This is a genomic window from Streptomyces sp. NPDC026500 (genome assembly GCF_055567635.1).
Window position 1 is genome coordinate 60,115 of record NZ_JBVHQB010000005.1, and the last position, 10,659, is coordinate 70,773.

Below are 10,659 nucleotides of genomic sequence, written 5' to 3' on the forward strand. Positions count from 1 at the left end.
GGGACCCCGGCGCGTGACGAGCCGGCCGATCGCGGTCGCGAACGATCACGCGCGGACGACCGCGTCGGCGCAGGTCGTGTGAGACCGGGCACACACAGCCCAGGTAACACGGGGTTCACATTCGGGCAATGCTCGGGAAATCCCTGGTTGACAGGCTGCCGGGCATCCCCAGCGGCGCCCCAGTGCCGCAGCGCCGCTGCACCCGCAAGTGCGATCAAGACCCACCCCGAAGGATGTGGCCCGTGAGCTTCAAGGCTGAGTACATCTGGATCGACGGCACCGAGCCGACGGCCAAGCTCCGTTCCAAGACGAAGATCCTGGCCGACGACGCCAAGGGTGCCGAGCTGCCGATCTGGGGCTTCGACGGCTCCTCGACGAACCAGGCCGAGGGTCACGCCTCGGACCGCGTACTCAAGCCCGTGGCCAGCTTCCCGGACCCGATCCGCGGCGGCGACGACATCCTCGTCATGTGCGAGGTCCTCAACATCGACATGACGCCGCACGAGTCCAACACCCGTGCCGAGCTGGCCGAGGTCGCGGAGAAGTTCGGCGCGCAGGAGTCGATCTTCGGCATCGAGCAGGAGTACACCTTCTTCAAGGGTGCGCGCCCGCTCGGCTTCCCCGAGGGCGGTTTCCCGGCCGCGCAGGGCGGCTACTACTGCGGCGTCGGCGCGGACGAGATCTTCGGCCGTGACGTCGTCGAGGCTCACCTGGACAACTGCCTCAAGGCGGGCCTCGGCATCTCCGGCATCAACGCCGAGGTCATGCCCGGCCAGTGGGAGTTCCAGGTCGGCCCGCTGGCGCCGCTGGAGGTCTCGGACCAGCTGTGGGTCGCCCGTTGGCTGCTCTACCGCACCGCCGAGGACTTCGGCGTCTCCGCGACGCTGGACCCGAAGCCGGTGAAGGGCGACTGGAACGGCGCGGGCGCGCACACCAACTTCTCCACCAAGGCGATGCGCGAGGGCTACGACGCGATCATCACCGCGTGCGAGTCGCTCGGTGAGGGCTCCAAGCCGATGGACCACGTCAAGAACTACGGCGCCGGCATCGACGACCGCCTGACGGGCCTGCACGAGACCGCCCCGTGGAACGAGTACAGCTACGGCGTCTCCAACCGCGGCGCCTCGGTCCGCATCCCGTGGCAGGTCGAGAAGGACGGCAAGGGTTACATCGAGGACCGCCGCCCGAACGCGAACGTCGACCCGTACGTCGTGACGCGCCTCATCGTCGACACCTGCTGCACCGCCCTGGAGAAGGCCGGCCAGGTCTGATCCCCGCACACCCACGAAGGGGCGCCCGCCGACTCGGCGGGCGCCCCTTCTGCGTTTTTCCTGCGCTGCCATGGAGGCCGTTCCACCCGGTCCGAAGCGTTGTCAGTCGGATGTGTCAGCCTTGATCCATGCAGAGCGACGAGTCCCTCGCCATCAAGGTCGAGACGGAGAACCGGCAGAAGCACGCGCGGATTTCGGGCGGGCGGCTGCGGGAGCTGGTGCACCGGATCGGCGGTGACGACGACCACTTCCTCGCCTGCTGCCGCAACTGCGGCACCACCGAGATGGCCGAGGAGCGCGGCGAGGGCGCGCGTGGCTTCGTCTACTTCCACAGCCAGTGCACGGAGAGCGCCGTCACGGGCTACGGACTGAGCCTGCTCTACGGCGGGTTCGACGGCTCGGCCGAGACGACGGCGGCCGTCGGACGCGAGGTCGTCGCGGCGCTCGGCGCTGCCGGGCTGTCCACACAGTGGGACGGCTCCGCCGACAGCACGATATGCGTCACTGGGCTGACTTGGCACAAGCGCCTGGTCGGATAGAGGTTCGCACGGTCAGCTTCACGCCAAGGAAGTGTCCGGCGCTCGCAAGGAGTCTGCTGCCGGGCTCGTGTTTCTGCTTCAATGGGGTCATGGCCAGCTTCCAGAAGTGCATCGCGACGGGTCGCCATGACCTCGAGCCCTTCTGGCCCTCTCGTCAGCACCACGACTTCGACCGGGTGTGTTGTCGCGCGATGAACGCGCCGGCCCTCTAAAGCCGTACACCCCGGCCTTCGGCCAGCGCGCACGACGTACGTCCTCGACGGCCCCGACCACGAACTCGCGGTCGTCGACCTTCCCGACGAACTTCTCGCGCGAAAGAGCTGACCTCTCATGGCGACCACTCGTTCCTTCTCCTCCGTCGCGACGGCCCCCACCCCCTCGACCGCTCCGGGACGGCACCGACTGCGTGCCGTCGACCGGGACGAGGATTGGGGCCTCCCCCGCTCGAACGAAGTCGAGAGCTTGGGGAACTCCGTAGCCGACTTCCTGCCGCCGGGTGCCACCTGGCTGCCCGCTCCTCAGCACGCGCTGCCGGTCCTGCCGGGGCAGCCGCCGATGATCGGCTACCTGGTCCTCGTACCGGCGGACCAGCAGCCCCTGTTCCCGCTCGCCGTGACGGACCGGGCCAAGCCCCCGGCCGCCACCGACGGCGGCGCCGACCGTGCCACCGACCCGCTGGTGCGCATCGACACCGTGCAGCGCACCGCCGAGGTCGACGGACGGGTGCTGGACCTCACCTACCTGGAGTTCGAGCTGCTCGCGCATCTCGTCCGGCATCCGCACCGGGTGCACACCCGCGACCAGTTGGTCTCCACGGTGTGGGGCTACGGGCATGTCGGCGACGGACGGACCGTCGACGTCCATGTCGCCCGGCTGCGCCGCAAGCTCGGAACCCAGCACCGGCAGGCGATCCAGACGGTGCGCCGTGTGGGGTACAAGTACACCCCGCCGACCGGCCGTTGACGCCTCCGATCGGACATGCACCCACCTCCTGACGGGAGTCCACCCACGTCCGGCCGGGAATCGGTCCTCCTTCGGCGGGGCGTTCACGCACCTCCGGCCCGGGTTCGATCCGTCCCACGAACCACCTCCGGCCGGGCGTCGACCCGCCCCGGGAATCTTCTGTCAGCAGATTTTCGTGCCACCGGGTGGGCAGGCCGTGCAGAGTCGTCCGTATGACGCGGAGACTTCTGATGCTGGGCGGTACGGAGTTCGTGGGGCGCGCCGTCGTGGAGGCGGCGCTCGCCCGGGGGTGGGAGGTGACCGTCTTCCACCGCGGACGGCACGAACCCCCGGCCGGGGTGCGGTCGTTGCTGGGCGACCGCACCGTGCCGGACGGGCTCGCGGCACTCGCCGGCACCACGGACACGTGGGATGCCGTCGTCGACACCTGGTCGGCGGCGCCACGGGCCGTCCGGGACGCGGCCCGTCTGCTGGCCGGGCGGGTGTCCCGCCATGTGTACGTGTCGAGTTGCTCGGTGTACGCGTGGCCCCGGCCGGCCGGATACACCGAGGACGCCCCGCTGGTGGAGGGGGCGTCGGCCGGTGCGGACGCGACCGACTACGCCCGGGACAAGCGCGGCGGGGAGCTGGCCGCTGTCGAGGCCTTCGGCTCGGAGCGTTCGCTGCTCGTGCGGTCCGGGCTGATTCTCGGGCCGTACGAGAACATCGGGCGGCTGCCGTGGTGGCTGAACCGGATCGCGGCGGGCGGTCCGGTGCTCGCTCCCGGGCCACGCGATCTGCCGCTCCAGTACGTCGACGTCCGCGACCTCGCGGAGTGGACGCTCGGGGCGGTGGAGGCGGAACTCGACGGGGCGTACAACCTGGCCGGCCCTCCGGGGCACAGCACGATGGGGGCGCTGCTCGACGCGTGCGCGGAGGTGACCGGGGCGCGGGCCGAGCTCCGCTGGACGGACCCCGAGGTCGTGCTCGGCGCCGGTATCGAGCCGTGGACACAGTTGCCGGTGTGGGTGCCGCCCGGGAGCGAACTCCATGCCTCGGTGTACTCGGCGGACGTCTCCCGGGCAATGCGGACGGGCCTGCGGTGCCGGCCCGTCCAGGAGACCGTCGCCGGCACCTGGAGCTGGCTCAGGTCGCTCGGCGGGGCCGCACCCGTGCGCGCCGACCGGCCGATGGTGGGACTGGATCCCGCGGTGGAGGCGAAGGCCCTCGGAATCTGAACTCCCGGGAATTCCCGGTCCCGGACATTCCGGCCGGCGCTCGGGGGGCGTCGGCACACCACCAGGGGATTCGGTTCACCGACCGGACCCGTCGGCCGGCGAACATCCCCCTGTTGTCCGCCGACCGGGTCCGGATGCTTCCGGCTTACGGCTTCGAGATCGCCGCGACCGTCGGAAGCGATCTCGAACTTGGCCGTATGGTCGGCGAGTTGGAGCCTGACGTGAGCACCGGTCGACGTAAAGCGACGGCGTATTCGGACCGCGCGCCTACTGAATATCAGTCAAAAAAGCGTTCTCAAACCTGAATAGCGAGATCAACTCTCGTGAATTCGCGGGCTTCTGAGACCATTGTGCCCGAATTGGCCTCAGGAACCTCCAAGTTTTTTTCGAGACCCCTGAACACCTCACACACCTTCTGCGTATGGAATGGAGCCGCTTCACTCCTGTCGGGCGCCTCGCTGCCCCGCAAGGAAGTCAGAGGAGTTCCATGGGACGCAACATCAGAAAACGCCGTTCGCCGCTGGTCGTTCGCGCCGTTGCCGCGTCGGCAGCGCTCGCGATCGGCGGGGGTGGGCTGGTCTGGGCGAATTTCTACGCCTCGGCGCACGAGAGCAACAACTCGGCCCACAACACCACCAAGGCCGCCACCGCGCAGGTGGCGACCATCACCTGTCCGGATGTCGGTCAGAAGCTGACCAGCGTTCCGAACCAGGCGCGGGGGCAGGTCGACGGTGAGCTGGCGACGCTCGACCAGCAGATCACCGCCGCCTACCAGCGGCTCGCCACCACACGTGACGCGCAGACGAGGGACGCGAGCTTCGTCCAGAACTCCATTCTCGGACCGCTGAAGAACAACCGGTCGGTGATCATCGACCGGATCAAGCTGGAGATCAACCGCGTCGGCGGGCAGGCTCCGGGCTGGCTCGACGGTCTCTCCACCTGCACGGGACAGCCCGCTGACCAGACGAACACCGGCGGACAGAACAACGGCGGCGCCGCGGCCAGTCCGTCCGCGAGTGCCAGCGCGAGTGCGGGCGCAGGCGCCGGTGCCGGTGCCGGTGCCGGTGCGTCCGCCAGTGCCAGTGCCAGTGCCCCCGCCGGTGGTGCGCAGGCGGGCGGCGGGCAGGCCGGAAACGGTCCGGTCGCGGCCGACTTCGTCGACATCACGAAGGTCCAGCCGAACGTCGCCCGCAAGGCCCGGATCGGGGCGGCCGGTTCGTCCGGTGTGTTCTCGACCGCCTGCGGTGTCAACGCGAACAAGAAGTTCAACACGGACAACGTGATCGTGGCGCCCGGTGTCACCAACGGTGCGCACCACCTGCACGACTACGTCGGCAACCAGTCCAACGACGCCTTCGCCACCAACGACACGTTCGCGGCGGCCCAGACGTCCTGCGCCAACCAGGGCGACAAGTCGTCGTACTACTGGCCGGTCGTGCGTATCCAGAACGGTACGCAGGACTTCGACCAGAACAACCTGGGTGGCGGCAAGGAACTCAACGTCGGCCAGATCCAGCAGGTGAAGCAGGCGCAGATCAAGTTCGTCGGCAGCCCGACCAGCAAGGTCGTCGCGATGCCGAAGTTCCTGCGCATCATCACCGGTGACGCGAAGACCACGACCAACGGTCTCGCCAACGCCAACGCCCACTGGAGCTGCACCGGCTTCGAGAACAAGGTGCAGCTGACGCAGCAGTACCCGATCTGCCCGAAGGGCAGCACCGTGGTCCGCACCTTCGCCTTCCAGAGCTGCTGGGACGGGGTGAACATCGACAGCGCGAACCACCGCACGCACGTGGCCTTCGCCGACGCCCAGGGCAACTGCGCCAACGGGTTCAAGGCGATCCCGCAGCTGACGATGCGCCTGGTCTACAACTTCCGGGCCCCGACCCTCACCAACGGGCAGATCAAGAACGCCTACGCGGTGGACGGTTTCCCGGAACAGCTGCACAAGGCCGCCACCGACCACGACGACTTCATCAACGTCTTCGACGAGACGCTGATGAACAAGATGGTCACCTGCATCAACAACGGTCAGCGTTGTAGGTAAGCCCCCATGAGAAAGCCGGTGGCGGGATCTCCCGCCACCGGCTTTCTTTTGTGTCCTGACATACGCGGCCCGCACGCTCCATGGGCGGCTGCACGGTCGGCCCCGAGGCCGTCGCGCGGTCAGCCGCTGTGCTCGTGACCGGCGTGCGAGGCGTGCGACGCCCCTTCTTCCAGGGTCCCGCCGAGCCGGCCGCGCAGCGTCGTGACCATCTTCTGGTCCCCGACAGCGACCCACTTGGCGCCCACGAGGTACGAACCGCCGTAGTCCTTGGCCCCGTTGAGCCACTCGCGCTGACCGCGGTCGGTGGCGAAGGTCGCCAGGATGAACTTGCCGGCGCTGATCTTGCAGACGCCCTGGCGGATCTCGTCCGCGTCGGTCTGGATGCTCGGCTTGCACTTCACCTCGGCCGCCAGGTCCTCCAGGCTGCCGGTCGCCGTGGGCGGGACGGTCTCCTTCGCCGCCGCGCCCTTGCCGTCCGATCCGCCGCCGCAGCCACTCAGTGCCAGCAGAGCGGCCACGGCCGCCCCGGCCAGAAGCTTCCCGCGTGTCAACCTCATACGTTCCTCCGGTACCTGTCGGCGTTCACGCCGAGGAGAGCCCCGGCGAGGGCTCTGCCTTCGATACGGCTCCGGGCCGCCCTGTGCTCAATCGGCCGCCGTCACGGGTGGGGAACCCGGTACCGCCAGAGGTACGGCTGTGCGAGGGTGGCACCCGTGAACGCAGACTGGGAAGAGCGTACGGCGGCGGCCTGGGCCACCTTCGACGACTACGAGGAAGAGCGGGCGGCGGACTTCCGGGCGGTGATCGACGCGCTGGTCGCCGAGGTGCCCGCGGACAGCCCCCTCGGCCCCTTCGAGCAGGCCTGTGCCTGGGACTCGACGGGTCACTCCGACAAGGCCGTACCGCTGTACCGGGAGGCGCTGGCCCGAGGCCTGAGCGGATACAAGGGCCGGCGCGCGAAGATCCAACTCTCCAGTTCGCTGCGGAACATCGGACAGGCGGACGAGGGCGTCAAGCTCCTCAGCCCCGAACTGGTCGGACCCTCGGACGAGTTGGACGACGCCGTGCGGGCCTGTCTGGCGCTGTGCCTCGCCGACCTCGGCCGCGAACGCGAGGGCCTGGCCCTGGTGATCGGCGCCCTGGCCCCCCATCTGCCGCGCTACCAGCGGTCGATGGCGAACTACGCGCGCCTGCTCGTGGAGCCCGGGGAATCCGGGGACTGAGCCCTCGGCGGGGCCGGTGACCATCCACCGATTCGCTCGTTTTGCTGAACGTGCAGTCACAGGATGTAGCCCCGCGCCCCGCACCCTCCTCCGGAGCTGTCGTCGACGTCGAGCAGGCCGAGGCCGCGCTCGTCGAGCACTACCCGCGGCTGGTCCGGCTCGCCTATCTGATGCTTCCGCCGAGCCTCGGCCGCAATCGCAGGGTGCTGACCGCGCACGCCCTCACCCAGCGCGCGCTGCCGCGGGGCCGGGCGTCGGGCGACGCGTCGGTGATCCCGGCCCAGCAGAGCGGCGGCGGCCGCGACGGCGACCCGGGCTACACCTTCGTACGCCTCCAGGTGGTGCGTACGGCACTGGAGGCGGGGCTGCCGCTGAAGCGGCGGGCGTGGCCCAAGCGGTCCCAGCTGCCGCCCCTCCTCCCCCACGTGTGGGGCCTGAGGCTCTTCCCGCGCTCCGGTGGCGCCGACGAACTCGCCCTGGACCAGCGGCTGTCCGCGCTCTCGGGGCCGGCCCGCGCCGCGTATGTGCTGCGCGGTCTGGAGAAGCTGTCCGACGCGCATCTGCGCAAGGTGCTGGCGGCCGCGGGCGTCGAGGACCCGGCCGCGGCGCTGAAGGAGGCCGCGGGCGTCGAGGCGCGGGACGCACTGCTCGACTCCCCCGAGTTCGACCCCTGTACGCTGCACGCCCGGCCCACCGACCTGATGCGGCGCAGGCAGCACATGAAGGCCGCGCTCGCCGCCACCGCGGCCGTGATCGTGTGCGGCGCGCTGCTCGGACTGCCGGGCGACGGCTGGGGCCCGGACGGCGCCGCGGCCCCCTCCTACGCGCAGAACCCGGCCGCCGAGGCCGCCCTCGACCCGGGCCGGCTGGAGCGGGTGCCGGCCGCGGCCTGGGAGTCCTCCGCGCGCACGGACTTCTCCGTGTGGCCCGCGCGCGGCAACCTCGTCAAGGACACCGCGCTGCTACGCCGCGCGCTGGCCGTCTGGGCCCGGCCCGGCGAGTCCGTACAGGTCTCGGCGACGCCCGACACGCCTTCCGGCGCCCCGCCCGGTCCGCCCCAGCTGCTGTACGCGGGCGATGTCGACCAGGCCCGCGTGGTGCTCCTCCACGACGGGCTGCGCATCGTGCGCTACGCCGAGCCGAGGAACGGCACGGGCGGCGCGGCCCTCGACTTCGCGCGGGCCGACGGGGCGAGCGGGGCCGAGGCGAGCGCGGTGGTGCTGGGCCGGGCCGACGGCAACGTCCGCTATCTGACCGCCCCGTGGGTGACCAAGGCCGCCGAGCGCGACCTGCTGAAGCCCTCCGCCGGGGCGATGGACCTCACCCTGTCCGCGGACGGCGCCACCTCGCCGCTGGCGGGACCACCGCAGACCGGCGCGTGCACGTCGTGGAACGTGCTCCAGATCAAGGACGGTTCGGGCACCCGTCTGCTGACCGACCTCGGCGAGCTCGTCCCGGCCCACCTCACCGCGGGCCGACCCGCTGCGCCCCAGGAGGCCGCGGGCGCCGAGAACCTGCGGGAGTGGGCGCCTTTCGCGTGCTCGCTGGCCTCCGTGCGCTCGCAGGGCGTGCGGTCCGTGAACGCCTGGCAGTACGCGCGCCAGCCGCTGCCGGACGGGAGCGGATCGGCCGCGTGGGTGTGCACACGCGCCGACACCTGGCGGGGCGGCGGCACCCGGGTGCTGGCCCAGTTCCGCACCCCCGGCGGGATGTACGGGGCGGTCGCCGCGAAGGCCGAGAACTCCCCGGCGTGCGGCTCCCGCGATCCACATGTGCTGGCGGGCGTCCTGTGGAAGTCGGGCACGGGAGCGTGGTACCTCCTCGCGGCCGGCAGCAAGGGCACGGTGTCGGTCGACGCGACGGGCGGAGTGCGCGGGTCCGCCGCGGGGTCCCTGCTCGCCGTACGGACGAGGCAGGGGGCGCAGGCCGAGCTGAAGGGCACCCTGGCGGACGGCCGGGGCATCGCCGGGCTGCGCTGAACTCCCCCGACGCGTTGCCGACACGCATCGCCGACTATTCGATGCTGATCCACGATGCGCGTACGAACGGTGAGCGAATTGTGCCCGCCACGTGAACACTCTCGGCCGGACCGGCCCGTTCCGGGCCGGATCCGATCGGTAAGGTGTTCGCATGACAACCGGGGTACGCCGCAGGATGGGTGTCGAGGAGCGACGGCAGCAGCTGATCGGCGTCGCCCTCGACCTGTTCAGCCGACGCTCGCCCGACGAGGTCTCCATCGACGAGATAGCCTCGACGGCGGGCATCTCGCGACCGCTGGTGTACCACTATTTTCCGGGCAAACTCAGCCTGTACGAAGCGGCGTTGCAGCGCGCCGCCGACGATCTCGCGGGCCGGTTCGTGGAGTCCCGCGAGGGGCCGCTGGGGTCGCGGCTGCTGCGGGTGATGCGCCGGTTCTTCGACTTCGTGGACGACCACGGGCCCGGTTTCGCCGCGTTGATGCGGGGCGGCCCGGCCGTCGGCTCGTCGACCACCAACGCCCTCGTCGACGCCGTACGGCAGGCGGCGTACGTCCAGATCCTGTCGCATCTGGACGTCGAGAACCCGCCCGCCCGGCTGGAGCTGGTGATCCGCTCCTGGATCTCGCTCGTCGAGTCGACCGCGCTGATCTGGCTGGACGGGCGGCGGATTCCACGCGGTGAGCTGGAGGTGCAGCTCGTGCACGACTTCGCGGCCCTGGCGGCGGTGAGCGCCGCCTACGACCCGGAGGTCGCCGAGCTGCTGCGCAGGCGTCTCAGCGACGAGCCGGGCGACGGACCGTTCACCGACCTCGTCGTCCGGCTGCTCGCGCTCGCCTCACCACCGGAGGCGTAGGACCAAGCACGGTTCCGCCCGCGCGGGCCCCGCGCTGACCTCCCGCGGATTGGGCGCGCCCCGGAACCGGCCGGGAGCGCGGGCGGGACCACACCTCGAACTCGCGGAACTACGCCTCGAACTTGCGGTACGACGGGTCGAGGTCGCGTACCTCGGCCGAGGCGTGCAGCTCCAGCCCTTCGGCCTGCTTCACATGGGTCTTCAGCAGCTCCAGTACGGCCTCGGTCAGCTTCACCTTGACCGCCTCGGTCCGCCCGGCGAGCAGACCGAGGGTGACATGGACGACGGCGTGCCCGCCGGTGTCCGCGCCGACGACGGTGTCCTCGGTCCGGCGGAACTGCGTCTTGCACGCGCCGATCTTCGCGGCCGCCGTCTCGACCACCTCCGCGTGCAGGGCCAGGGCGAACCCGTGCCGGTCGAAGGCGTCTTCGAGCGGCGCGGAGTAGTCGACGATGATCTGCGGCATGAGCACTCCTGGTCCGGGGACAGTCGTGATCACCCTAGCGGCAGCGCCGGAGACCGGAACGACCCCGTGGCCGGGGGGGCGGACGCCGGTGAGGGCGGCTC

9 protein-coding genes and 1 pseudogene are annotated in these 10,659 nt (G+C 70.7%); 8 read left to right on the plus strand and 2 right to left on the minus strand.

All coding sequences use genetic code 11. The annotated features are described in order from the left end of the window. The first annotated feature begins 242 nt into the window (after positions 1-242). From glnII to ACZ4N5_RS10980, 5 genes and pseudogenes are all read left to right on the plus strand, one after another. On the plus strand, positions 243-1,271 hold the full coding sequence (gene glnII / locus ACZ4N5_RS10960) for a glutamine synthetase (protein WP_467756790.1): 1,029 nt from the start codon (positions 243-245) through the stop codon (positions 1,269-1,271). Positions 1,272-1,528: 257 nt separating this feature from the next. Beyond that, positions 1,529-1,810, plus strand: a pseudogene (locus ACZ4N5_RS10965) (DUF6891 domain-containing protein); the annotation flags it as partial. 330 nt (positions 1,811-2,140) lie between these two features. Then, positions 2,141-2,773, plus strand: coding sequence for a winged helix-turn-helix domain-containing protein (locus ACZ4N5_RS10970; RefSeq protein ID WP_467756791.1), 633 nt, complete (start codon positions 2,141-2,143; stop codon positions 2,771-2,773). 230 nt (positions 2,774-3,003) lie between these two features. Then, positions 3,004-3,990 carry an SDR family oxidoreductase gene (locus tag ACZ4N5_RS10975; RefSeq protein WP_467757112.1) on the plus strand — a complete coding sequence of 329 codons (987 nt, stop codon included), beginning with the start codon at positions 3,004-3,006 and terminating at the stop codon, positions 3,988-3,990. Between the two features lie 487 nt (positions 3,991-4,477). Next, positions 4,478-6,037: a DUF1996 domain-containing protein gene (locus tag ACZ4N5_RS10980; RefSeq protein WP_467756792.1), complete on the plus strand. Its 1,560-nt coding sequence runs from the start codon at positions 4,478-4,480 to the stop codon at positions 6,035-6,037. A gap of 119 nt (positions 6,038-6,156) precedes the next feature. On the opposite strand, the gene ACZ4N5_RS10985 is transcribed toward ACZ4N5_RS10980, so the two are convergent. Next, positions 6,157-6,594, minus strand: a complete 438-nt coding sequence (locus ACZ4N5_RS10985) for a hypothetical protein (RefSeq protein ID WP_467756793.1) — start codon at positions 6,592-6,594, stop codon at positions 6,157-6,159. Positions 6,595-6,750: 156 nt separating this feature from the next. On the opposite strand from ACZ4N5_RS10985, the gene ACZ4N5_RS10990 reads away from it, so the two are divergent. The 3 genes from ACZ4N5_RS10990 (at position 6,751) to ACZ4N5_RS11000 (ending at position 10,092) form a co-directional block, all read left to right on the plus strand. Next, positions 6,751-7,260, plus strand: a complete 510-nt coding sequence (locus ACZ4N5_RS10990) for a tetratricopeptide repeat protein (protein ID WP_467756794.1) — start codon at positions 6,751-6,753, stop codon at positions 7,258-7,260. 50 nt (positions 7,261-7,310) lie between these two features. Beyond that, positions 7,311-9,239, plus strand: coding sequence for a hypothetical protein (locus tag ACZ4N5_RS10995; protein WP_467756795.1), 1,929 nt, complete (start codon positions 7,311-7,313; stop codon positions 9,237-9,239). A 151-nt stretch (positions 9,240-9,390) separates the two neighbouring features. Beyond that, entirely contained in the window at positions 9,391-10,092 is a 702-nt protein-coding gene (locus ACZ4N5_RS11000; protein WP_467756796.1) for a TetR/AcrR family transcriptional regulator, read from the plus strand. Between the two features lie 109 nt (positions 10,093-10,201). Here the strand turns inward: ACZ4N5_RS11000 and ACZ4N5_RS11005 are convergent, their stop codons facing one another. Next, complete coding sequence (locus ACZ4N5_RS11005; RefSeq protein WP_467756797.1) at positions 10,202-10,558, minus strand: 5-carboxymethyl-2-hydroxymuconate Delta-isomerase; 357 nt, start codon at positions 10,556-10,558, stop codon at positions 10,202-10,204. Positions 10,559-10,659: the final 101 nt, after the last annotated feature.